Origin of the sequence: Streptomyces sp. NPDC003247 (genome assembly GCF_042888135.1) — a bacterium.
Lineage (GTDB): Bacteria > Actinomycetota > Actinomycetes > Streptomycetales > Streptomycetaceae > Streptomyces.
In genome coordinates this window covers 178,719-200,867 of record NZ_JBIAPF010000003.1, presented here as the reverse complement: position 1 = coordinate 200,867, position 22,149 = coordinate 178,719, and the positions used below count along the sequence as shown (strand labels likewise).

19 protein-coding genes and 3 pseudogenes are annotated in these 22,149 nt (G+C 70.9%); 9 read left to right on the top strand and 13 right to left on the bottom strand.

The genetic code is table 11. From position 1 onward, the window contains the following. The gene (locus tag ACFYWQ_RS10385; protein WP_389514735.1) at positions 1-495 is read left to right on the top strand and encodes a methylated-DNA--[protein]-cysteine S-methyltransferase; all 495 of its coding nucleotides are present in this window, start codon (positions 1-3) and stop codon (positions 493-495) included. On the opposite strand, the gene ACFYWQ_RS10380 is transcribed toward ACFYWQ_RS10385, so the two are convergent. After that, on the bottom strand, positions 492-1,235 hold the full coding sequence (locus ACFYWQ_RS10380; RefSeq protein ID WP_389514734.1) for an NAD-dependent deacetylase: 744 nt from the start codon (positions 1,233-1,235) through the stop codon (positions 492-494). The genes ACFYWQ_RS10385 and ACFYWQ_RS10380 overlap by 4 nt on opposite strands. A 244-nt stretch (positions 1,236-1,479) precedes the next feature. On the opposite strand from ACFYWQ_RS10380, the pseudogene ACFYWQ_RS10375 reads away from it, so the two are divergent. From ACFYWQ_RS10375 to ACFYWQ_RS10355, 5 genes and pseudogenes are all read left to right on the top strand, one after another. Further along, positions 1,480-2,170, top strand: a pseudogene (locus ACFYWQ_RS10375) (RNA-guided endonuclease InsQ/TnpB family protein); the annotation flags it as partial. 161 nt (positions 2,171-2,331) lie between these two features. Continuing rightward, a pseudogene (locus tag ACFYWQ_RS10370) lies at positions 2,332-2,546 on the top strand (IS5/IS1182 family transposase); the annotation flags it as partial. Next, the gene (locus ACFYWQ_RS10365; RefSeq protein WP_389514732.1) at positions 2,518-2,934 is read left to right on the top strand and encodes a hypothetical protein; all 417 of its coding nucleotides are present in this window, start codon (positions 2,518-2,520) and stop codon (positions 2,932-2,934) included. The pseudogene ACFYWQ_RS10370 and the gene ACFYWQ_RS10365, both read left to right, overlap by 29 nt. 82 nt (positions 2,935-3,016) lie before the next feature. Continuing rightward, a complete protein-coding gene (locus ACFYWQ_RS10360) occupies positions 3,017-4,456 on the top strand; it encodes an MFS transporter (protein WP_389514730.1) in 1,440 nt (479 codons plus the stop codon). Positions 4,457-4,695: 239 nt separating this feature from the next. Then, positions 4,696-5,082 (top strand): hypothetical protein, encoded by a 387-nt coding sequence (locus tag ACFYWQ_RS10355; protein ID WP_389514728.1) that lies wholly within the window; start codon positions 4,696-4,698, stop codon positions 5,080-5,082. A 213-nt stretch (positions 5,083-5,295) separates the two neighbouring features. Here ACFYWQ_RS10355 and ACFYWQ_RS10350 read toward each other — a convergent pair whose 3' ends face one another. The 4 genes from ACFYWQ_RS10350 to ACFYWQ_RS10335 are packed head-to-tail and all read right to left on the bottom strand — an operon-like array spanning position 5,296 to position 11,397. Continuing rightward, complete coding sequence (locus tag ACFYWQ_RS10350; protein WP_389514727.1) at positions 5,296-5,733, bottom strand: hypothetical protein; 438 nt, start codon at positions 5,731-5,733, stop codon at positions 5,296-5,298. Next, a complete protein-coding gene (locus tag ACFYWQ_RS10345; RefSeq protein WP_389514724.1) occupies positions 5,733-7,868 on the bottom strand; it encodes an integrase in 2,136 nt (711 codons plus the stop codon). Before ACFYWQ_RS10345 ends, ACFYWQ_RS10350 begins: the two co-directional genes overlap by 1 nt. Next, positions 7,865-9,805, bottom strand: a complete 1,941-nt coding sequence (locus ACFYWQ_RS10340; protein ID WP_389514721.1) for a hypothetical protein — start codon at positions 9,803-9,805, stop codon at positions 7,865-7,867. Before ACFYWQ_RS10340 ends, ACFYWQ_RS10345 begins: the two co-directional genes overlap by 4 nt. After that, on the bottom strand, positions 9,802-11,397 hold the full coding sequence (locus ACFYWQ_RS10335) for an integrase (RefSeq protein WP_389514720.1): 1,596 nt from the start codon (positions 11,395-11,397) through the stop codon (positions 9,802-9,804). The genes ACFYWQ_RS10340 and ACFYWQ_RS10335 overlap by 4 nt, the downstream gene beginning before the upstream one ends. Positions 11,398-11,440: 43 nt before the next feature. Here ACFYWQ_RS10335 and ACFYWQ_RS10330 point away from each other — a divergent pair. Together ACFYWQ_RS10330 and ACFYWQ_RS10325 are read left to right on the top strand one after the other, a co-directional pair. Then, positions 11,441-11,764 (top strand): annotated as a pseudogene (locus ACFYWQ_RS10330) (zinc ribbon domain-containing protein); the annotation flags it as partial. A gap of 147 nt (positions 11,765-11,911) precedes the next feature. Beyond that, a complete protein-coding gene (locus ACFYWQ_RS10325) occupies positions 11,912-12,064 on the top strand; it encodes a DUF2191 domain-containing protein (protein ID WP_389515923.1) in 153 nt (50 codons plus the stop codon). A 22-nt stretch (positions 12,065-12,086) separates the two neighbouring features. Here the strand turns inward: ACFYWQ_RS10325 and ACFYWQ_RS10320 are convergent, their stop codons facing one another. Both ACFYWQ_RS10320 and ACFYWQ_RS10315 read right to left on the bottom strand, forming a co-directional pair. Then, a complete protein-coding gene (locus ACFYWQ_RS10320; RefSeq protein WP_389514718.1) occupies positions 12,087-12,584 on the bottom strand; it encodes an NUDIX domain-containing protein in 498 nt (165 codons plus the stop codon). 75 nt (positions 12,585-12,659) lie between these two features. After that, entirely contained in the window at positions 12,660-13,736 is a 1,077-nt protein-coding gene (locus tag ACFYWQ_RS10315) for an ADP-ribosylglycohydrolase family protein (protein ID WP_389514716.1), read from the bottom strand. A 196-nt stretch (positions 13,737-13,932) separates the two neighbouring features. Between ACFYWQ_RS10315 and ACFYWQ_RS10310 the strand changes: the two genes are divergently transcribed. Continuing rightward, complete coding sequence (locus tag ACFYWQ_RS10310; protein WP_389515922.1) at positions 13,933-15,051, top strand: glycerate kinase; 1,119 nt, start codon at positions 13,933-13,935, stop codon at positions 15,049-15,051. A gap of 672 nt (positions 15,052-15,723) precedes the next feature. Here ACFYWQ_RS10310 and pssA read toward each other — a convergent pair. The 6 genes from pssA to ACFYWQ_RS10280 form a co-directional block, all read right to left on the bottom strand. Further along, positions 15,724-16,542 carry a CDP-diacylglycerol--serine O-phosphatidyltransferase gene (gene pssA, locus ACFYWQ_RS10305; protein ID WP_389515920.1) on the bottom strand — a complete coding sequence of 273 codons (819 nt, stop codon included), beginning with the start codon at positions 16,540-16,542 and terminating at the stop codon, positions 15,724-15,726. 22 nt (positions 16,543-16,564) lie between these two features. Next, entirely contained in the window at positions 16,565-17,221 is a 657-nt protein-coding gene (locus tag ACFYWQ_RS10300) for a phosphatidylserine decarboxylase (protein ID WP_385076175.1), read from the bottom strand. Positions 17,222-17,392: 171 nt separating this feature from the next. Next, positions 17,393-18,598 carry an acyl-CoA dehydrogenase family protein gene (locus ACFYWQ_RS10295; protein ID WP_389514713.1) on the bottom strand — a complete coding sequence of 402 codons (1,206 nt, stop codon included), beginning with the start codon at positions 18,596-18,598 and terminating at the stop codon, positions 17,393-17,395. Beyond that, complete coding sequence (locus ACFYWQ_RS10290; RefSeq protein ID WP_389515918.1) at positions 18,595-19,113, bottom strand: MaoC family dehydratase; 519 nt, start codon at positions 19,111-19,113, stop codon at positions 18,595-18,597. Before ACFYWQ_RS10290 ends, ACFYWQ_RS10295 begins: the two co-directional genes overlap by 4 nt. Before the next feature lie 17 nt (positions 19,114-19,130). Then, positions 19,131-20,093, bottom strand: a complete 963-nt coding sequence (locus tag ACFYWQ_RS10285; protein WP_389514711.1) for an HpcH/HpaI aldolase/citrate lyase family protein — start codon at positions 20,091-20,093, stop codon at positions 19,131-19,133. Beyond that, positions 20,090-22,138, bottom strand: a complete 2,049-nt coding sequence (locus tag ACFYWQ_RS10280; protein WP_389514709.1) for a protein meaA — start codon at positions 22,136-22,138, stop codon at positions 20,090-20,092. Before ACFYWQ_RS10280 ends, ACFYWQ_RS10285 begins: the two co-directional genes overlap by 4 nt. Positions 22,139-22,149 lie beyond the last annotated feature (11 nt).

Here is a 22,149-nt window from a genome sequence, read left to right as displayed (position 1 = left end):
ATGCACACCCCCACCACACGGCACACGCTCGTCGACAGCCCCTACGGCCCCCTCACCCTCGTCGCCGACGACGGAGTCCTGTGCGGCCTCTATATGACCGAACAACGCCACCGCCCACCGCAGGAGACCTTCGGCCCCCGCGACGACACCCTCTTCACCGAGGCCCGGCAGCAACTGGAGGCGTACTTCGACGGCGAGCTGAGGCACTTCACCCTCCGGCTCCGCCTGCACGGCACCCCGTTCCAACGCGCGGTCTGGGCCGAACTCCAGCACATCCCCTACGGCGAGACCCGCACCTACGGCGAACTCGCCCGGGCCCTCGGCACCCCGACCGCCTCCCGCGCCGTCGGCCTCGCCAACGGCAGGAACCCCGTCGGCATCGTCGTCCCCTGCCACCGCGTCGTCGGCGCCGACGGCAGCCTCACCGGCTACGGCGGCGGCCTCGCCCGCAAACACCGCCTCCTGTCCTTCGAAAGCGGCACGTCCCTCTTCTAGGTCCCGTCGTCCTGACCTCGGCCCAGTTCCCGCAGCAGCCTGGGCAGCGCGGTCCCGATCGGCTCCCGTACGACCTCGTCGGCGATCCCGTCGTACGGTGTCGGCTCGGCGTTGACGATGATCAGGCGGGCGCCGTGGTCGGCGGCGACGCCCGTGAGACCCGCCGCCGGATGGACCTGGAGGCTGGTGCCGACGGCGAGGAACACCTGGCACGCCTTGCTGATCGCGACGGCGTCACCGAGGACCACCGGGTCGAGGCGTTCGCCGAACATCACGGTCGCCGACTTCAGGATGCCGCCGCATCCGAGGCACGGAGGATCGTCCTCACCGGCCTCCACGCGCGCGAGCGCGTCCCGCATCGGCCCGCGCGCGTGGCACCGGGTGCACACCACGCCGTGCGCGGAGCCGTGCAGTTCGAGCACCTTGCGGGCGGGCATCCCGGCGCGCTGGTGCAGTCCGTCCACGTTCTGCGTGATCACCCGCACCGGCACCCCGGACCGTTCCAGTTCGGCCACCGCCCGGTGCGCCGCGTTCGGCTCGGCCCGCAGGGCGTGGCTCTCACGGCGCATCTGCCAGGACCGCCGCCGGATCTCCGGATCCCGCATGTAGTGCTCGTACGTGACGAGCTTCTCCGCCTCCGGATCCCGCCGCCACAGCCCGTCGGGCCCGCGGTAGTCGGGGATGCCGGAGTCCGTGGAGACGCCGGCGCCGCTGAGGAGGGCGACGAGGGGTTTGGCCATGCCGCCGAGGGTAGGGCGGCAGATCCGGCGTCGGCGAACGGATATCGGGCGGGCGGCGAGCGGTGCTACCCGGATTCATTCGCAGTGCTCCGGCCTTCAGGCCGGGGGTGAAGCGAATCTTGTGGTCGCGATGCGGAGCGTCGCGGTGGCGTTCCGGAGGAGCCGGACTCTGCTTCGTGACGGTGACGTGTCGCTCACATGTTCTCGGTGACGACGTGGGTTCGACATGCATAGTGTGATCGTCATGCAGCTCCGGTACGCCTTCAGGTTGTACCCCGACGCCGTTCAGCAGGCCGCGCTGGCCAGGGCCTTCGGGTGCGCGCGGGTCGTGTTCAACGACGCCGTGCGTGCCCGTGAAGACGCCCGCAGGGACGGGCGGCCGTTCCCGACAGCCGGTCAGCTGTCCAGGTGCCTGATCACGGAGGCCAAGCGGACGGCCGAGCGGTCCTGGCTGGGCGAGGTCTCCGCCGTCGTCCTCCAGCAGTCCCTGCGGGACGCCGACGCCGCCTACAAGAACTTCTTCGCCTCCCTCAAGGGCACCCGCAAGGGCCCGAAGCTCGGCGCACCCCGCTTCAAATCCCGCAAGGACAAACGGCAGTCGGTGCGGTTCACCGCCAACGCCCGCTGGAACATCACCGGCGGTGGCCGTCTGAGCCTGCCGAAGATCGGCGCGGTGAAGGCTGAAGAAGGCCCAGCGGGAGCTGTCCCGCAAGCAGATGGGATCAAAGAACCGGGCCAGGGCCCGCCTGAAGGTCGCCCGCGCCCATGCGAAGGTGGCCGATGCGCGTCGTGAGTTCCACCACCAGCTCTCCACCCGACTGATCTCCGAGAATCAAGGGATCGCTGTGGAGGACCTGTCGGTGGCGGGACTGGCCCGCACGAGGCTGGCCAAATCCGTCCATGATGCGGGCTGGGCGTCGTTCATCGGCATGCTGGACAATTCACTAGTCAAGTCCCCTGTCGGACATGGTGTTGTCGGATGCCGGGGACGTGAGGTGCTCGGCGACCCACTGGCCGGCGGCCGTGAGCAGGGCGGCTACGTCGTCGCCGGTGATGGACACGGTCTGGATGTTGCGGGCGTCGACCTTGATCTAATAAACGGCTGATCAGGTGGGCCGTGGACGGCACCTGGGAACGCATCCTCGCCGCAGTTCTGGCAGTAGCCGACGGTGCTGACGACATCGGCTGGACCGTGTCGGTGGACTCCACCGTCTGCCGGGCTCACCAGCACGCCGCCGGTGCCAGGAAAAAGGGGCCTCAGGCCGGGCTGAACCCGACGACCATGCCCTCGGACGTTCCCGAGGCGGCCTGCACCTTCGAGGAACGGTTCTGCGCGGCCACCGTGGGCCGGCTGTCGGCGGCGACCCGGTCCTGGCTGGACGACCTGATCGCCGAGGACACCGACACGGACGCGGACAGCGCGGGTGGCGGGGGCACGTTCTTCACCGAGCTGAAGGCGGACCCGGGTGCGCTGGGGCTGGACAGCCTGCTGGCGGAGGTGCACAAGCTCCAGCGGGTGCGCGGGCTTCACAGGCCGCAGCGACGCGTGAGCCCCGACACATGCTTGATATTTCAACTTTTCCGCGTAAGGTGGGAAGCGTCGAAAAGCCATGAGGTAGTCCTGCTGGTTCGCTTGGGCTTTAACGGGCGTGTGCGCCCACTACATGGCACGGGATTCTTCCTACGCCGCGACAGCTGACGACCTATCGAATCGATGGTCGGGCAGGCTGTTGCGGTCTCGCCTTTTCCGGGCCGTGCTCCTCCCGACCGAGGAGCACTTCATGCATCAAGCAACCGTTTCCCCTCCCGACCGGCAGGTCGGTGAAGCACGCCGATGGCTGCCCCTGACCGTGCTGCTGATCCCCGCGGCGCTCACTCTTCTCAGCGTCACGAGCATCAACGTGGCACTGCCCTCGATCCGTACCGGCCTGGACGCGGGCACCGTCGGCCAGTCCCTGGTCCTGACGGTCTACGCTCTCACCTTCGCGCTCGTCCTGCTCCCCGCGGGACGCCTGGGTGACCAGTACGGGCACAAGAAGGTCTTCGTCGCGGGCGTGGTCATCTTCACCATCGCGAGCGCCTGGTGCGCCCTGGCGCCGGACATCACCCAGCTCGTCGCAGGCCGCGCCCTCGCCGGCATAGGCGGCGGCCTGGCCATGACACCGGTGACCGCGCTGATCCAGCTCCTGTACAAGGGACCGGAGCGCGCTCGCCCCTTCGGCATCATGGGTGCCGTCTTCGGAGCGTCGAGTGCGGCTGGACCGCTGTTGGGCGGCCTGCTGATCCAGAGTGGCGGAGACATCGGCTGGCGCCTGGTCTTCCTGGTCAACGTCCCCTTCGGCATCCTGGCGGCGGCCCTGGGCGCCAATGTCCTGCCCGCCTCTCAGCCGCGGGGGGTCCGTGGCAGCGACCCGGTCGGCCTGCTGCTGTTCACCGCCGGCATCGTCGCCACGATGCTGCCGTTCTCGCTCGGTGACGGGATCACCCCGTTGAACGTCGTTCTGCTTGTGGTGGGTCTGGCCCTGCTGGCCCTCTTCGCCGTGGTGCAGCGGCGCCGGGAGCGTGCCGAGAAGTTCGCCGTGGTTCCTCTGCGTCTGTTCCAGCAGCGTGCCCTGCCGATCGGTGTCGCCACGACGTTCCTCGGCTTCGCGGGCTTCACCGCATCGTTTTTGATGCTGGCCATGCTGTGGCAGGACGCCCTCGGCCACGACGCGCTGTCGGCCGGGCTGCTGGTCATGCCCTTCGCCCTGGGCAGCGTGATCAGCGCGATCAACACCCAGCGCCTGACCCAGCGCTTCGGCATCCGCATCGTCACCGCGGGCCTCACCATGATCACCGCAGGTCTCGCGGCCGTCGGGATCCTCGTGCTCACCGTCCCCGCCGCATCCCTCGGCTTCGCTCTCATGCTCGTGCCGCTGCTGGTGACCGGTCTCGGTGTCGGCCTGTACGTCGGGCCCAACACCAACGCCTCCTTCGTCCAGACCGAAGGCCGCGACGCAGGAGTGGCCAGCGCACTGGTCACCACCGCCCAGCGCTGCGGCACCGCCGTCGGCATCGGCCTGCTCTCCGCCCTCTTCACCACACTGCCCGGCGGCCCCACCAACCTCCACAACCAGGCCATCGCAGCCTTCGTCACCGCCGGCTTCGCCGCAGCGGCAGCACTCCTGATGATCGCCACCCGACGCAGTTCACTGGCCCCGGGCACTCAGCAGACGCACTGAGGGCACAACGGCGCCCACCGCGGGACCCCCGACCGGTCCCCGCGCTCGGCCCGGCAGATACTCTGCCGGGCCGGCCGCGCCCCTCCCGCCGGCCTCAGCCCGCGATGCTCCCGGGGCAGCCGACGGGCGAACTTCGCCGCCAGTCCATTCAATGGAATACGACACCTGTGCCGACACGTACGGGAAGCGTGCGGACGCCGCAGGTGAGACCACCCCCGGCATGGGAAAGGACCATCCAGATGACGCGTGTCCTGCTGATCGGCCAGGTGCCCGAGACAGTGGACTTCACCGCCCCGGACCTGCCCTACGGATTCACCGTGGACACCATCAAGGACAGCCTCACGGTAAGCCTGAAACAGCTCACCGACCGCGGCTGGGACGGCGACCTGCTCCAGGTCATGCCCGACGAAACCGCCGCCCCGCGCATCGGGGAATGGCTCCAGGCTCACGAGCCATACGACTGCATCGTCATCGGCGCAGGCATCCGCCTGCCCCCCAAGAACCTGCTGTTCTTCGAGAACGTCATCAACGCCGTCCACCGATCGGCCCCCCACAGCACCATCGGCTTCAACACGCGCCCAGAAGAGACCGCCGATGCCGCAGCCCGGCTACTGGAACAGCAGTAACAGGGAGCCGTGCGGAGGGTGGCCCCGCATCGGGCGCGCGAGACACCCCCTTTTGCCTCGCGCGCCTCTCACCCCCTCGGCCACGCGGGCTCCATACGCGCGGGCGTTCCGCCGACAGCGGACCCGCCAGCGGGCCAGCACGCCGATGCGGGGCCGGTCGGCGTGCCCGTAGGTACCGAGCGGACGTCCGCTCCTGGGCTCCAGACGAGGTGGTCAGGAGCAGGTGAAGCCGTCCTGGCGCCGCCGCTCGGCGAGCGCAGTGACACCTCCCTGCCGACGACCGGGACTGCGAAGGGCTTCGTTCTCGATGGACAGCTCGGTGACGGCGCGGCGTAGGAACGCGGTGGTGCGGCGCTCGGCGGCCAGCTCATCCTTGGCCTGCTGCAGTTCCTCCCGTGTCTTCTCCAACTCGCGGGCCATGGCGGCCATCGCCTCGGGCACCGCTTCACGGGCCCGGACCTGAGCCTGGTAGGACTCCACGAGGTCGGCGTGCTGGTAGACGACATCACGGCGCAGTCCGGCTTCGACGGCGAGTTCGCTGGTGGTCAGCTTGCCCGTCCTGGAACGCAGCGGGGTGCCGGTCAGCAGCCGCTCGGCGGCCGCGGCGATCGCGGCCCGGTCGGCGGCTCCATCGCGGCGTTTACCGCCCATCAGATCGCTCCCGTCGTCGTGCTGCCCAGGTCTGTGCGGTCGGCCTGGTGCTGGTCGATGATGCCGCGGGTGCGGGTGGCCTGCGCCGCTGCTCTCTCCTGCCGCGGGCGCGGGACCAGCGGGTCGCCGGCCGCGGCCTCCTGACGGGCCAGGCGGTCGTACAGGACGTCGATGTCACGGTCGGTGTAGGCGAGGTTGGGGCATGCGGGCCGGCACTCGGCTTCGTCGGGGCCGTCGGAGGGCAGCCCGGCCTCCAGGCGAATCCGGCGGCACACGGCGGTCTCGGCACGGTAGACGCACGTCATGGCCCGGCCGTGGTGGATGGCGGGGTCGGCGCTGGCCAGGAGGCGTTCGACGTTGCGGACTGTGTTCACCACGCGGCCGGCGAACGGCGCCGCCCGGACAAGGCGCCGCCGGTACTCGTCGGCCGCAGGGCCGCTGACGTGCTCGCCGGCGTCGAGGGCTGCCAGGTCGTCCTCGATCTGGTCGATGACCATCTCCAGCCGCTCGACCGCCACGTCGTCGAGCCAGCCGGATTCAGCCTGGCCCGCGTAGCCGGCCGTTACCCGGGTGCGGACATGGCCGTACTGAAGGCCGCAGGCGATCAGGCCGCCGGGCTTGCGGACCACGAAGTACGCCAGCGTCCGCCGAAACCTTGAGGCGTGCAGGTTGCGTCCGGTGGGGTCCGGCGGGATCACCGGCTGACCGCCGGGCCGGTGGAAGGCGGCGTTGACCCAGTCGACAAACGCCTTCAGATTCCGGTTGAGGTCATGGGTAGTCGCGGCCCGCTGCTCACGCAGGCGTCGGGTCACCTGCCACCGCGCGGCGGGAAAGAGCAGCGGGTAGTCGGCGAGTTCCTCCAGCACACCAATCGCGGTGGCCACCGGCCCTACAACGGTCCATGTCCGCGTGACGGCCTCGGGCTCCTCAGGGTCGCGGCCGCCGCCCTTGCTGGGTCGGCCGTGCACGCTGAGGACCTCACCGTCGGTCGTCAGGCAGCCGCGGCGCAGACCGAGAGCCTCACCCGGGCGCATGCCCGACAGGTAGGCGATGACGATGAAGCACGCGGTCGCCAAATGCGTCACCATGTGGGACAGCTCGCGCACGCCGATCGGCTCGGTGCGCCACGGCGCCCCGTGCAAAAGGGCGGTGATGCCGCCGAGCGGGGCGTCCGGCGCGATCGGCACGCCGAGGTCTTGCGCGAGGTGGAGGATCCCGGGGGCTACCCGGCGGACGCGGTCCTTGTGGGTGCCCAGCAGCCGTGCGAGGTGAGGGACGTCGAGCACGATGCCGCCGTGCTCGCTTCTCTTGCCGGGCAGGCTGCCGCCGGATGCGGCCAGCTGCCGCATGTAGGCGTCGGCCCGTTCCGTGATGGGGGTGGCTCGTCCTGGGGTGAAGGAGTTCGTCACCGGGTGCGTGCCGTTCATGAGGTGGCGGTACTCGGTGAGCGCGCCGTGGATGTCGGGCGCGAAGTCCTCCACCATCCGCAGGGACCAGCCCAGCAGGGCCTCCATCGTCTCCGGTGGGATCAGCGGTGTGCGGTTGTGCCGGGTCTTCACCACGGCGTCAGCCAGTTCCAGGCTGGAGGCGGTGCCGAAGGGGCGGGGCCCCGAGATGCGGCACGGCGCCGGCAAATGGTCCTGGTACGCCCACAGCACGCGGACGGCATGCAGGAGATGGGCCCGCCGGCCGGGGCTGCGGGCCAGGTCGAGCACGTGGAGGCGATAGCGGTCGAGGTCGTCCTCGGTGATGTCGGACAGGGTCCGTACGCGCTGGGTGACCAGCCACTGGGTGAAGACCAGGAGGTCGTCCTTCCAACTGCGCAGCGTCCCCAAGGCGGCCGATTCTCCTGGCGGGCCCAGGGTCAGCACCGGGGGGCGAGGGTGGTCCAGCACGGCGAGAGCGAAGGCTTTGATGGGGCGCCGGAACCTGCGCGGGAACTTCGCCCAGTGCAGGCACCGCCCGACCCAGTGGTCATCGGTCTGCGCGTGGTCCAGCATCCAGACCTCGTCCGCGAAGCGGGACAGCTCGGCCCGGACCACCCCGGTCCGCAGCTTCCTGCCCCGCAGGACGATCGTGTCGGGAGCCGGCCACGGCACCCTGGCATCGGACGGCGCGGTGGGGGTGTCGATCACAGGTTCAGTCGTCCTTCCAGCAGGTCGTCGGCCAGGCGCCGGTCGTCCTCGGTGAGCTGTTCGCGGGCCCGGTCCCGGTCCGCGCCGGTGTAGTGCGGCGGCTCGAGCAGGTGCGTCAGCCGGGCGAAGGCGTCCCCGTACCGGAAGGCCCACACCTCTGGGTCCATGTGGCTGCGCAGCTGCCCGAGCCGGTCGTGGACGTAGACCTGGACGGGCAGGTGATGGGGCAGTGCGCGGGCGTTGCGGCAGCCCAGGCATGCGAGGAACGAGGCGGTGCACGGGTCGCCCGCCGGTGTGTCCGGGTCGTCGCGGTGGTCGGTGCAGCTCGCCAGAACCGTGTCCTGCTCGCCGGCGAGGACGCCCTTGAGTGCGGTGACGTCCACGCCCATCTCAGCTGCCGCTCGCTCCGGCTGCGCTGCGGCCATCGCCAGGAAGTCCGCACCGAACACCGGCACCTGCTGAAGGGCGCGGGCCTTGGCGACCTGCCCTTCCAGCGCGGACTGGACGATGGCGCGGCCTTCGCGCTGCACTGCGGGGCTGCGTTTGAGGTAGCGGTCGTTGAGGGTGCGACTCGAGTGCGCGACCGGGCGCCGCAGGCGCTCCAGCGCGGTCTGCCGCAGCCGCAGAACGTCCACGCTCGGCTTGCCCTCGCCTCCCTGGCCCGGGCAGGGCGCCGGGTGGGCACCGCTGGCCGGCGCCTTCTCCTCCTGGCCCGTGATGGATGAGTTGGCTCGGCGGCGGGGCAGCAACGGGAAGCCGCAGCCGGATGCCCAGTCGGTGGTGTGACCGGAGGTGACGCCCGCGGCCCACCGGCCGAGGCTTGTCTTCGACGTCCGCACGTAGCCGAATGCCATGCCGTGGCCGCCATGGCGCCGCGACAGCTCGGTCAGCTCCAGCAGCAGCAGGTAGACCCGCAGCGGGGAGCGGAACAGCCTCACCTCGCTGTCCTCACCCTCGACGAGCAGGCCGGCCAGGCTCTCGGGGAACTCCTCCACCGGCGTGACCATGTACTCGCGGTCCGGCCCGCGCCGGGGCTTGGTCCCCTCCACCAGCGCGAGCGGCGGGCCGTGCCCGGTGCCCCCGTCCGGGCGGACGTGCGCGGCCGGCCACGTGGCCAAGGTGCCGAAGTTCTCGCCGGTCATGTCGACCAGCAGCAGCGAGAACGCCGCCGCCTCCAGCCGGGTCAGGCACAGCCGGTGCAGCAATCCCGTGACGCCGCCGAACCGCGCCAGCCACTTCATCGGCTGCCCCGTCGCATCGCGGCGCGGCACATCTCCGGTCCGGTCGATCACGTCTAAGGCGAAGCCGAGCCGCTCCTCGGGCACACCGGCTGCGAGCTCGCGCCGGCGGTAGCGGCCCAGCAGCTCCTGGCTGGAGCGGATCCGGTCCCGGGCGGCGCGAACGTCGTGGCGGACGGCGGTCAGGATCTGCTGACGCTCGGCATCGCTGTACGCCAGCACCGCCTCCGTCTCCCGCTCCGGCAGCCTCCCCTGCAGGATCGCTGTCCGGACGGCCGCCTGGAGCCGGGGCGCCGAGCGCATCAGCGTGCGCAGCCGCCAGGCGGACGGCAGCTGGGACCCCGGAGTGAGCGACAGCTTGAAAGCGGAAATATGGACCGTGGAGATCTCCTCCGGCCGCTGCGGCGCATCGTCCCGCTTCCCCAGGAACGTCGCGAACCGCACCAGCATCGTGTAGTAGGACTCCGCCGTCTTGGTGCTCTTCACGCCGGTGCGCGGGCCGGTCGCCGCGGCGAACACCTCGGCCAGCCACCGCTGGAGCTCGCCCGCGACCGGCACGAACCCGAAGTCGAAGACCCGTGAGCGCCGGCCCTTCTCCTCCGTGAACCTCACCGTGCACTCGGTGTCGGTGACGACCAGCCGCTCGGGAGGTTGCCAGCCCGCGCCGGGTAGCGACGCGCGACGCCCGCGCCGGCTCACGACCGCACCTGCCCAACTCGCCGCCCCGAGGCATCCGCGCCGACCCGGCGCAGGACACGGTCACTCGTCGCGCCGATCCGCTCCGCCAGCCGGCTGACAGCGGCGTGCTCATCGTCGTCCAACAACGACATCAGATAGTCCCTCTCCAGCGCGGTGAAGGGCTCCAGATACCAGTCCTTCGTCGTCTGCGGGTTGGCATGTCCAAGGAGGCCGGCCAGCTGGAACCAAACGTCGCCGAACTGGTCCCGGAACTCCCGCAGCTCGGCCTCGGAGAAGCCCTCCACGCGCCGGTTCCACACCAGCGACAAGATCGAGAACCAGCGCAGGGCGAAGGAATGCCGGCACATGTGCGGGCGGCAGAACAGCGGCACCGTGCCCCGGCCGCCCGCACGCTCCCACGCCGCGGCGACGCGCTTGTTGGCCTCGGTGAACCGCTTCTCCCAGCTGTGCGCCAGCATCGGCATCCCGTTCACCCCCAGCCAGACCGCGAGCGGTTCCAGGCCCCGGGGCGTCTGCCGGAACAACAGCAGCCGCTCCTCCGCATCCAGCGCGTCCAGGGACAAGACGCTGCTGCCCTCGGCCGTCAGGACGGTCAGCGTCCGGGCCTGCGCACTGAACCGCGTGACGATCTTCAGCCCGACCACCCGCTCGTAGCGGCCCGCCCGCCGTGCCCGGCGGACCGCCTCCGCCCGGGAACCCTCGATCGGGTCCATGTAGCCCGCGACCGACTGCACGACACCAGCCGGAACCCGGTACTCGCGTCCCTCCCGCTTGCCCTTCGCACACGCACGCGCCAGGTACGCCCGGGGAAACCGGCCGACGGCGTCCACGGACGACAGCTCCACATCCAGCACGCTGCCCCACTCCGCCAGCCGCAGCCCCGTCCCGTACAGGCCGTCGACGAACGAACAGTCCCGGTCCTCATGGGCGCCCCGCCACCCGTCGGCCCTCAACCCGTCGAAGCCGTAGCCGCGAAACCCGATGTCCCGCCACTGCTCGAAGGCGCCCCGCAGCAGCCACTTCACCCGCCGACGGGTCGAGCCGGCCGGGCGCGCGGGGTCGCGCCGCCCCTGGGCGGGAGAGGTGTCGACCGGGTCGGCGGTGCCCAGGATGTCACCGGTCACCACCGGGTTGATGCAGCCGTAGAGAGGCCCCGCCCACGAGTAGAAGGAGTTCAGCGCCGCCCGGTCGGTGTCGAACGACGTGGGCTCGATGCGCTCGTCGTTGGAGACGTCGGTGATCCGCCAGAACTTGAAGTCCGTGTAGTCCTCGCCCGTCGCCTCGTCCCACGAGACGCCAACGGTGTCGAGGAAGCCGAGCCACACCGCGAGCGAGTAGGCGTACCGACGCCAGGTCGACGGCTGCTTCGAGACGATCTTGCTCTTACGGAAGTAGAGGTTGATCCGCGGATCGGGCAGCCGCTCGTCCGCCGGGATCAGAAACGGGGTCCGATGGCGAGCGCCGTTCCTCCGGGCCCGCGCTAGGACGTCGCCGACCTCGTCCGCCAGACAGTCACCAGCCGTGGGCAAAGGGCGCTTCAGGTCGTAGAACTCAACAAGCCAGCCACCACTCCCGACGCCCACCCAGGCCACCACCGCTCCTCGGAATCCGACAACTTCCGAGAGAGTAGAGAAGGAGTACAAAGCACAACGGTACGGCCGCACCCTGGTCACCATCGGCCGGTTCGAGCCGACGAGTCAGGTCTGTTCTGCCTGCGGCGTCAAGGACGGGCCCAAACCCCTGAACGTGAGGGAGTGGACCTGCAGTGCCTGCGGCACTGTCCACGACCGGGACCACAACGCCGCACTCAACATCAAAACGGCCGCCGGACTGGCGGTATCGGCCTGCGGAGCGCCGGTAAGACCAGGAGCGATCCCGGCACAGCGCGAAGAAACAGGAAGCCACGGATTCCCGACCGGAAACCGTGCCGCGATGGGGGCACCCCCTGCTCGAACGTAGTTGAGAGCTTGGGGGAGGCACAGCAACCAGTCAGGGAAGGCCAGAATCCTCGCCCTTCAGGGCGAGGAGCATGTCAACGTCCCGCCATGGCCAAGGTCGGTCGAGGTCGTCGCTGTCTCCCTCGATGCCGAGCTGGTCGTCGAGGTCATGGTGCTCACCGGCGTGGGCAACCCCCAGGACGCCGTCGAAGTCGTCGTGCGCGACTACATCGCCCGCGGGCACCGCACCGAGGCGCGGACGGCCACGCGGGACGAGGCGCTGCGGGCGGTGGACGCGAAACCGCGCGACGTGGAGGGCTGATCCTCCAGCGGTACGGCTACGGCTACGCCACCCGGTGGCCGTTCTCCAGCTCGGCCGTGCCCGAGCCGTCCGCCAGGACGTCCAGCGCGGCCAGCACGCGCAGGCCCAGCGAGCCCCGCAGGTGGTCGGTGATCTCCGCGCGCGGCACCAGCCGCCAGGACAGCAGCTCCTCCTCCTGCAACCGGATCGCCTTGAGGTCGTCGTCGGTGAGGACCCCGCCGTCGTAGACGTACGCCACCAGGGGCGGCCGGTTCGTGCCGTGCGCCCAGTCCACCGTGAGCAGCCGGCCGGGTTCGCGGTCCAGGCCGATCTCCTCCAGCGTCTCGCGGCGGGCCGCCTGCCGCGGGGTCTCGCCGTCGTCGGACTCGATCGTGCCGCCCGGCAGCGTCCACCCCTCGCGGTAGTTCGGCTCGACCAGGAGCACCCGCCCCTCGCCGTCCCGGAACAGCACCGCGGCGCCGGCCAGGACGCGGGGGAGGGAGGCGATGTAGGCGGCGAAGGAAGTCTCAGCAGTGGTCATCCTGGAAGGGTAACCAGGCCCCGCGCCTCCCACCCGGCTCACTGCGCGGCGCACGGGAGCGGGGGACGGCCCCGGTCACGGCGTGTCCGCCCCCACCAGCCGCAGCGTCCGTTCCGCCAGCTCACTGATCCGCACCCCGTCGAAACCGAACACCGCGCTGCGCACGGTGTCCTCCAGGGGTCCCGTCCACTGGCCGGGGATGGCCCGCGCGCCGGTCAGGACCCCGGCGACCGAACCGGCCGTCGCCCCGTTGGAGTCGGTGTCCAGGCCGCCGCGGACGGTGAGGGCGATGGTGCGCGTGAAGTCGCCGTCGCCGTAGAGGAGCCCGGCGGTGAGGACGGCCGCGTTGGGGACCGTGTGGATCCAGCCGAGGCCCGCCGTCTCCTCCGCGACCGTGGTCAGCGTGTCCTCCCAGGACAGGCGGGTGTCGTGCAGGGAGACGACACGGCGTACCGTGCGGGCGAGCCGGCAGCTCGCCGGGATCACGGCCAGCGCCTCCTCGACGGCGTGCCGGACCGTCGGCGCCGTGAACGCCGCCGAGACCAGCGCCGCCGCCCACATCGCGCCGTACACACCGTTGCCGGTGTGGGACAGCACGGCGTCGCGGCGCGCCAGCGCGGCGGCCCGGTACGGAACGCCGGGGCAGGTCCAGCCGTAGACGTCGGCGCGGATGAGAGCGCCGATCCACTCCTGGTAGGGGTTGTCGTACGTCGCCGTCAGCGGCGGTTTCAGCCCGTTGGCGAGGTTGCGGTACGCGGCCCGCTCCGCCGTGAACGTCTGGAGGTACGGCAGCCGCAGCAGCCACTGCTCGCCGACCCGCTCGGTGCTGAAGCCGAAGCCGTACGTCTCCAGCAGGTCCAGGCCGAGGATGGCGTAGTCGACGTCGTCGTCGCGGCAGCTGCCGTGGATGCGGCCGCGCACGCACTGCCGCCACTCGGGGCGCAGCGGCGCGTCGTCGTCCCCGGGGGCCGGCGCCGGCAGGTAGTCGGTGAGCGGCAGGGCGCCGGCCCGCCGCAGGTAGCGGTCGATGCGCTCGCGCGTCCACACGTCGCCCTGCTCGACCGGTTTGCCGAGCATGTTGCCGGCGATCCGGCCGAGCCAGCCGCCGAGGACGCGGTCGGCGAGCTCGTGATCGGTGCCCACTGGGGTCATGGCTGCGGAGTACCCGTTTCCGGCGCCGCCCTGCGCCGCCGTGCGGCTCCGTCGCTGTTCGAGGGCCGGGCGGGGCATGACGGCGGGGGTGTCCTGAGGTTAAGGTCACTGCGGCGCGACTGGTCCCGATGTGCGAGGGGCCCGGAGAGCAAGGGGATGCAAGGTGGCGGACGCTGCAGCGCAGGGCACGCACAGGGTGCTCGTGGCCGCGGACAAGTTCAAGGGCTCGTTGACGGCCGTGGAGGTCGCCGAGCGGGTGACGGCCGGGCTGCGCCGGGTCGTGCCGGAGGCCGAGGTCGAGGCCCTGCCGGTCGCCGACGGCGGCGACGGCACGGTCGACGCGGCGGTCGCGGCCGGATTCGAACGCCGGGAGGTGCGGGTCGCCGGGCCCCTCGGCCACGAGGTCACCGCCGCGTTCGCGCTGCGCGGTGACACCGCGGTCGTGGAGATGGCCGAGGCGAGCGGCCTCCAGCGCCTTCCGGCCGGGGTGTTCGCCCCGCTGACGGCCTCCACGTACGGCTCCGGGGAGCTGCTGCGGGCCGCGCTGGACGCCGGCGCCCGCACGATCGTGTTCGGGGTCGGCGGCAGCGCCACCACCGACGGTGGCGCGGGCATGCTGTCCGCGCTGGGGGCCCGGCTCCTGGACGAGGAGGGCGAGCCGGTCGCGCCGGGCGGCGGTGGCCTCACCGACCTGGCCCGCGTGGACCTGTCGGGCCTCGACCCCCGGCTGTCCTCCGTCGAGCTGGTCCTCGCCAGCGACGTCGACAACCCGCTGACCGGCCCGAAGGGCGCCCCCGCGGTGTACGGGCCGCAGAAGGGTGCTTCCCCGGACGACGTCGACACGCTGGACGCGGCGCTCGCGCGGTACGCGAAGGTGCTGGAGGCCGCGGTCGGCCCGAAGGCCGCGGAGTACGCCGCCGCGCCCGGCGCGGGTGCCGCGGGCGGGATCGGCTACGGAGCGCTCCTGCTCGGTGCCCGCTTCCGCGCCGGGATCGAGGTCATGCTCGACGTGCTGGGGTTCGCGCCGGCGCTGGAGCGGGCGGATCTGGTGATCACCGGCGAGGGTTCCCTGGACGCGCAGACCCTGCACGGCAAGGCGCCCGCGGGTGTCGCCGCCGCCGCTCGCGCGGCCGGCAAGGAGGTCGTGGCCGTCTGCGGCCGTCTCGCCCTGCCGCCGGAGGCGCTGGGGCGGGCCGGGATCCGGCGGGCCTATCCGCTGACGGAGGCCGAGCCGGATGTCGCCCGCTGCATCGCGGAGGCCGGGCCGATCCTGGAGCGGGTCGCCGAGCGGATCGCCCGGGACTTCCTGGTCTGACCCGCCAGGGGGCTCCGCCCCCTGGACCCCCGTCGGCCCTGAACGGGCCTCGTCCTCAATCGCCGGACGGGCTGGGTGGGGTCTGCCGGGCCCCGTCTCCCAGCGCCGCCGGACGGGGTGGCTCGGCGCGAATGGCCCCCTCTCTCCCAGCGCGGCCGGACGGGCTGGGTGGGGTCTGCCGGGCCTCGTTCCTCAGCGCCGCCGGACGGGGTGGCTCGGCGCGAATGGCCCCCTGTCTCCCAGCGCGGCCGGACGGGCTGGGTGGGTCCGGACGGGCCTCGTCCCTCAGCGCCGCCGGACGGGGTGGCTCGGCGCGAATGGCCCCCTCTCTCCCAGCGCCGCCGGACGGGCTGGGTGGGACCTGCCGGGCCTCGTTCCTCAGCGCCGCCGGACGGGGTGGCTCGGCGCGAACGGCCCTGTCTCCCAGCGCGGCCGGACGGGCTGGGTGGGTCCGGACGGGCCTCGTCCCTAGCGCCGCCGGACGGGCTGGGTGGGACCTGCCGGGCCCCGTCCCCCCGCGCCGCCGGACGGGGTGGCTCGGCGCGAACGGCCCTGTCTCCCAGCGCGGCCGGACGGGCCGGGTGGGTCCGGACGGGCCCCGTCCCCCCGCGCCGCCGGACATGCGAAGGGCCCCGGACCCCACCCGGGTCCGGGGCCCCACTCGGTTGAGCGTCAGGGCAGCTGTGCTGCCCGTGCCTCGCGTCGGTTGTCGCGGAAGTTGTTCACCCGGCGGGCCGTGGCGAACAGCGGGATGACCGCGCCCATGACCAGCTGGAGGGCGCAGCCCGTCTGGAGGAGGAGCTGGCCGCTCGGGGCGTCGAAGGCCCACCCCGCCAGCAGACCCATCGACAGGACGATCCACGAGAGCATCGCGCCGGCGAGGCGGCCCCGCGGCTTCGGGTACTCCACCCGGCTCACCATCAGCCAGGCGGTCCCCAGGATGGCCAGGAGCGTCGCCACGAAGGGCAGCTCCAGCAGCACGATCGAGACGACCGTCAGCGCGCCGAACGGGGAGGGCATGCCCTGGAACATGCCGTCCTTCATCGTCACGCACGAGAAGCGGGCGAGCCGCAGCACCACCGCCAGCAGCACCACGATCGCGCCGACCGCCGCCACCCGCTGGTGGGCGTCGTCGGCGACCATGCCGTAGACCAGGACGAAGTAGGCCGGGGCGAGGCCGAAGCTGATCAGGTCGGAGAGGTTGTCCAGCTCCGCGCCCATGGGCGAGGAGCGCAGCTTGCGCGCCACCAGACCGTCGAAGAGGTCGAAGACCGCCGCGCACAGCATCAGGATGACCGCCGTGGCCGCGCTGTGGCGGGCCATGCCGGATTCCTGGCTGCCGGTGAGGTGCGGGATCAGGATGCCGGTGGTGGTGAAGTACACCGCCATGAAGCCGCACGTGGCGTTGCCGAGGGTGAGGGTGTCCGCTATCGACAGCCGGAGAGAGAGGGGCATCTCCTCCTCTTCGTCCACCTCGTCGGCCTCGGGCACCCAGCCCGCCTGGGTCTCGGGGTCAATCACGGTCAATGCGAGTCACCCCAGCCACGGTCTTCTGCCCGACCTCGACCGCGATCTCCACGCCCTCGGGCAGGTAGATGTCGACGCGCGAGCCGAAGCGGATCAGACCGATCCGGTCGCCCTGCTCGACCTTCGTGCCCTCCGGGACGTAGGGGACGATACGGCGGGCGACGGCGCCGGCGATCTGGATCATCTCGATGTCACCGAGCTCGGTGTCGAAGTGCCAGACGACGCGCTCGTTGTTCTCGCTCTCCTTGTTGAACGCCGGCACGAACCCGCCCGGGATGTGCTCGACCGACGTCACCGTGCCGGCCAGCGGCGCGCGGTTGACGTGGACGTTGAGCGGGCTCATGAAGATCGCGACGCGGGTCCGTCCGTCCTTCCACGGCATGATGCTCTGCACCACTCCGTCGGCGGGGGAGATGACCCGGCCCTGCGCGATCTCACGCTCGGGGTCGCGGAAGAACCACAGCATGCCCGCGGCGAGAGCGGTGGCGGGTACGGCGACGGCCTTGGCGACACCCGAGCGGCGGGCGCGGACCAGGCTGACGGCTGCGGTGGCGACGGTCGGAAGGAGCCACGGCGATGCTCCGCGCGCAAGGCGTACGCCGGCCAGGCTGTCGCGAGGTGCAGAGGTTTGGCTGTGGGGCATGGATGACCTTCGTAGCGGATGATGCCGCGCTTCGACGGGGGGACGGCGGCTTTCCCGCGATCGTAGCGGTTCTGTGTGGCAACTGGGCAAGCCAGGAAGCCGAGTCGGCGGCGGGGACGAGTTGACGGGGTGTGATCTTCTTCTCGAAGAAAACACCCCCAACCCGGACATCTAGCCTTGGAACTTATACTCCTCGAGCAGCCTGCGCCCGATGATCATTTTCTGGATCTCGGCGGTACCTTCACCGATCAGCAGCATCGGGGCCTCGCGGTAGAGGCGCTCGATCTCGTACTCCTTGGAGAAGCCGTAGCCGCCGTGGATCCGGAAGGAGTCCTCCACGACCTCCTTGCAGTACTCGGAGGCGAGGTACTTCGCCATCCCTGCCTCTAGGTCGTTTCGTTCACCCGAGTCCTTTTTGCGAGCCGCGTTGACCATCATGGCATGGGCGGCCTCGACCTTGGTAGCCATCTCGGCCAGCTTGAACTGGATGGCCTGGTGCTGCGCGATCGGCCGGCCGAACGTGTGCCGCTGCTGGGCGTACCGCACGCCCAGCTCGAACGCGCGCTGCGCGACGCCGCAGCCGCGCGCCGCGACGTTGACCCGGCCCACCTCCACGCCGTCCATCATTTGGTAAAAACCTCGCCCCGTCACCCCTCCGAGCACGCGGTTCTCCGGAACCCGCAGGCCGTCCATGATCAGCTCGGTGGTGTCGACGCCCTTGTACCCCATCTTGTCGATCTTGCCCGGGATGGTGAGGCCGGGGCGGACCTCGCCGAAGCCGGGCTCCTTCTCCACCAGGAAGGTCGTCATCGACTTGTGGGGGGCGGTGCCCTCGGGGTGTCCTTCGTCACTGCGGACGAGGACGGCGACGAGAGAGGACGTGCCGCCGTTGGTCAGCCACATCTTCTGGCCGTTCAGGACGTACGCGTCGCCGTCCTTCACCGCCTTCGACGTGATCGCCGACACATCGGAGCCCAGAGCGGGCTCCGACATCGAGAACGCGCCGCGGACGTCCCCGGCGGCCATCCTCGGCAGGAAGTGGTCCTTCTGCTCCTGCGTGCCGTGCTGCTTGAGCATGTACGCCACGATGAAGTGCGTGTTGATGATGCCGGAGACGGACATCCAGCCGCGGGCGATCTCCTCCACGCACAGCGCGTACGTCAGGAGCGACTCGCCCAGACCCCCGTACTCCTCGGGGATCATCAGGCCGAACAGGCCCAGCTCGTTCAGGCCGTCGACGATCTGCTGGGGGTACTCGTCGCGGTGCTCCAGCTCGGTGGCGACCGGGATGATCTCCTTGTCCACGAAGTCGCGGACGGTGGAGAGGATCTCCTCCTGGACGTCCGTGAGACCCGCGGTCCGGGCGAGACGGCTCATTTCCGCTTCTCCTGCGTCTTCGGCTCGGGGCGGCCGGGCTGCTCTCCGCCGCGCTCCTTGATGTACGTCTCGGTCGGCACCATCACCTTGCGGCGGAACACGCACACCAGCGTGCCGTCCTGCTTGTGGCCCCGGGTCTCGACGTGGACGATCCCGCGGTCGTCCTTCGACCTCGACGGCCACTTGTCCAGCACGGTCGTCTCGCCGTAGATCGTGTCGCCGTGGAAGGTCGGCGCCACGTGCTTCAGCGACTCGATCTCCAGATTGGCGATCGCCTTGCCGGAGACGTCCGGGACGGACATGCCGAGCAGCAGCGAGTAGACGTAGTTGCCGACGACGACGTTCTTGCCGAAGTCCGTCGTCCGCTCCGCGTAGTGCGCGTCCAGGTGGAGCGGGTGGTGGTTCATGGTGAGGAGGCAGAAGAGGTGGTCGTCGTACTCCGTGACCGTCTTGCCCGGCCAGTGCTTGTAGACGGCACCGACCTCGAACTCCTCGTAGGTGCGCCCGAACTGCATCGCGCTCACGGCCCTTTCTAGTCGGCGGGGATCTCGAACGTGCTGGTGCGCCGCATGCCGGCGGCGCGTCCCTTGCCCGCGATGACCAGGGCCATCTTGCGGCTGGCCTCGTCGATCATCTCGTCGCCGAGCATCGCGGAGCCCTTCTTGCCGCCCGCCTCGGACGTGCAGTACTCGTACGCGTCCAGGATCAGCTCGGCGTGGTCGTAGTCCTCCTGGGAGGGGGAGAAGACCTCGTTGGCGGCGTCCACCTGGCCGGGGTGCAGCACCCACTTGCCGTCGAAGCCGAGCGCCGCGGCGCGGCCGGCCACCTCGCGGAAGCCGTCGACGTTGCGGATCTGGAGGTAGGGGCCGTCGATGGCCTGGAGGTCGTTGGCGCGGGCGGCCATCAGGATCTTCATCAGGATGTAGTGGTAGGCGTCCGCCGGGTAGCCGGGCGGCTGCTCGCCCACGACCAGCGACTTCATGTTGATCGACGCCATGAAGTCGGCGGGGCCGAAGATGATCGTCTCGGTGCGCGGGGAGGCCTGCGCGATCTCGTTGACGTTGTTCAGGCCCTGTGCGTTCTCGATCTGCGCCTCGATGCCGATCCGGCCGACCTCGAAGCCCATCGTCTTCTCGATCTGGGTGAGGAGGAGGTCCAGGGCGACGACCTGCTGGGCGTTCTGCACCTTCGGCAGCATGATGCAGTCGAGGTTCTGCCCGGCGCCCTCGACGACGGTCACGACGTCGCGGTACGTCCACTCCGTCGTCCAGTCGTTGACGCGGACCACGCGCGTCTTGCCCGTCCAGTCGCCCTCGTTGAGGAACTTGACGATGGTGTGCCGCGCCTCGGGCTTGGCGAGCGGGGCGCACGCGTCCTCCAGGTCGAGGAAGACCTGGTCCGCCGGGAGGCCCTGTGCCTTCTCCAGGAAGCGGGGGTTCGAGCCCGGCACGGCCAGACAGGAACGCCGGGGGCGAAGACGGTTGACGGTCGTCATGCGGGGACCTCCAGGGGGTCGAGCTTGTTCGCTTTCCGGATCTCGTCGACGATGCGGCCGATGATCCCGGTGATGTCGAAGTCCTTCGGGGTGAAGACGGCGGCGACTCCGGCGGCCCTCAGCTGCTCGGCGTCCCCCTTCGGGATGATGCCACCGGCGATCACCGGGATATCTGTGGCACCGGCCACACGCAGCCGGTCCAGCACGTCCGGGACGAGCCGGGCGTGCGATCCGGAGAGGACGGAGAGGCCGACCGCGTGCACGTCCTCGGCGAGGGCGGCGTCCACGATCTGCTCGGGGGTGAGCCGGATGCCCTGGTAGACGACCTCGAACCCGGCGTCCCGGGCCCGGACGGCGATCTGCTCGGCGCCGTTGGAGTGCCCGTCCAGACCGGGCTTGCCGACCAGGAAGCGCAGCTTGCCCACGCCGAGGTCGGCCGCCGTCCGCTCCACCGCGCGGCGCACCCCGGACAGGGCCGAGCCGTCCTGCGCGGCCACGGCGACCGGCGCCGACGACACGCCCGTCGGGGCCCGGAACTCGCCGAACACCTCCCGCAGCGCGCCCGCCCACTCGCCGGTGGTGACGCCGGCGCGGGCGCACTCCAGGGTGGCCTCCATGAGGTTGTCGGTGCCCTTGGCCGCCTCCTTCAGCCGCTCCAGCGCCTTGCAGGGGCGGGGGTGGTTGAACGGCGGCTGGTAGCGGGTGTCGCGCCAGTTCCGGAGCGAGGCGACGACACGGGCCTCGACGGCCGGGTCGACCGTCTGGACCGCGGTGTCGAGGTCGGCCGTCAGCGGGTTCGGCTCGGTCGTCTCGAAGACGTTGACGCCCACGATCTTCTCCTGGCCGGACTCGATCCGGGCCCGGCGCTCGGCGTGCGAGGCGACCAGCCGCGACTTCAGGTAGCCGGACTCGACGGCGGCCATCGCCCCGCCCATCTCCTGGATCCGCTCGATCTCCGCGAGGGACTCCTCGACCAGCCGGTCCACCTTCGCCTCGATCACCTTCGAGCCCTCGAAGAGGTCGTCGTACTCCAGCAGGTCGCTCTCGTGGGCGAGGACCTGCTGGATGCGCAGCGACCACTGCTGGTCCCAGGGGCGGGGCAGGCCCAGCGCCTCGTTCCAGGCGGGCAGCTGCACGGCACGCGCGCGGGCGTCCTTGGAGAGGGTCACCGCCAGCATCTCCAGCACGATCCGCTGGACGTTGTTCTCCGGCTGCGCCTCGGTCAGCCCGAGGGAGTTGACCTGGACTCCGTAGCGGAAGCGGCGGTGCTTGGGGTTCTCGATGCCGTACCGCTCGCGGGTGATCCGGTCCCAGATACGGCCGAAGGCGCGCATCTTGCACATCTCCTCGACGAAGCGGACGCCCGCGTTGACGAAGAAGGAGATCCGGCCGACGACGTCGCCCATGCGGTCCTGGGGCACCTGGCCGCCGTCGCGCACGGCGTCGAGGACGGCGACGGCGGTGGACATCGCGTACGCGATCTCCTGGACCGGTGTGGCCCCGGCCTCCTGGAGGTGGTAGCTGCAGATGTTGATCGGGTTCCACCTCGGCAGGTGGGCGACCGTGTACGCGATCATGTCCGTCGTCAGGCGCAGGCTCGGCCCCGGCGGGAACACATGGGTCCCGCGGGAGAGGTACTCCTTGACGATGTCGTTCTGGGTCGTGCCCTGGAGCCGCGTGAGGTCCGCGCCCTGCTCCTCCGCGACGACCTGGTAGAGCGCCAGCAGCCACATGGCGGTGGCGTTGATGGTCATCGAGGTGTTCATCCGCTCCAGGGGGATGTCCTGGAACAGCCGGCGCATGTCACCGAGGTGCGCGACCGGCACGCCCACCCGGCCGACCTCGCCGCGGGCGAGGACGTGGTCGGAGTCGTAGCCGGTCTGGGTCGGCAGGTCGAACGCGACCGACAGACCGGTCTGGCCCTTGGCGAGGTTGCGCCGGTACAGCTCGTTGGACGCCTCGGCCGTGGAGTGACCGGCGTACGTGCGCATGAGCCACGGCCGGTCCTTCTCCCGCTGCCCGTCGGCAGGCTGACGCTCAGTCATCGATGACCTCG

Coding starts and splice junctions, on each gene's coding strand:
- ACFYWQ_RS10385 (WP_389514735.1), top strand. CDS start 1: ATGCACACCCCCACCACACGGCACACGCTCGTCGACAGCCCCTACGGC.
- ACFYWQ_RS10380 (WP_389514734.1), bottom strand. CDS start 1,235: ATGGCCAAACCCCTCGTCGCCCTCCTCAGCGGCGCCGGCGTCTCCACG.
- ACFYWQ_RS10365 (WP_389514732.1), top strand. CDS start 2,518: ATGCCCTCGGACGTTCCCGAGGCGGCCTGCACCTTCGAGGAACGGTTC.
- ACFYWQ_RS10360 (WP_389514730.1), top strand. CDS start 3,017: ATGCATCAAGCAACCGTTTCCCCTCCCGACCGGCAGGTCGGTGAAGCA.
- ACFYWQ_RS10355 (WP_389514728.1), top strand. CDS start 4,696: ATGACGCGTGTCCTGCTGATCGGCCAGGTGCCCGAGACAGTGGACTTC.
- ACFYWQ_RS10350 (WP_389514727.1), bottom strand. CDS start 5,733: ATGGGCGGTAAACGCCGCGATGGAGCCGCCGACCGGGCCGCGATCGCC.
- ACFYWQ_RS10325 (WP_389515923.1), top strand. CDS start 11,912: ATGGTGCTCACCGGCGTGGGCAACCCCCAGGACGCCGTCGAAGTCGTC.
- ACFYWQ_RS10320 (WP_389514718.1), bottom strand. CDS start 12,584: ATGACCACTGCTGAGACTTCCTTCGCCGCCTACATCGCCTCCCTCCCC.
- ACFYWQ_RS10315 (WP_389514716.1), bottom strand. CDS start 13,736: ATGACCCCAGTGGGCACCGATCACGAGCTCGCCGACCGCGTCCTCGGC.
- ACFYWQ_RS10300 (WP_385076175.1), bottom strand. CDS start 17,221: ATGCCCCACAGCCAAACCTCTGCACCTCGCGACAGCCTGGCCGGCGTA.
- ACFYWQ_RS10295 (WP_389514713.1), bottom strand. CDS start 18,598: ATGAGCCGTCTCGCCCGGACCGCGGGTCTCACGGACGTCCAGGAGGAG.
- ACFYWQ_RS10290 (WP_389515918.1), bottom strand. CDS start 19,113: ATGCAGTTCGGGCGCACCTACGAGGAGTTCGAGGTCGGTGCCGTCTAC.
- ACFYWQ_RS10285 (WP_389514711.1), bottom strand. CDS start 20,093: ATGACGACCGTCAACCGTCTTCGCCCCCGGCGTTCCTGTCTGGCCGTG.
- ACFYWQ_RS10280 (WP_389514709.1), bottom strand. CDS start 22,138: ATGACTGAGCGTCAGCCTGCCGACGGGCAGCGGGAGAAGGACCGGCCG.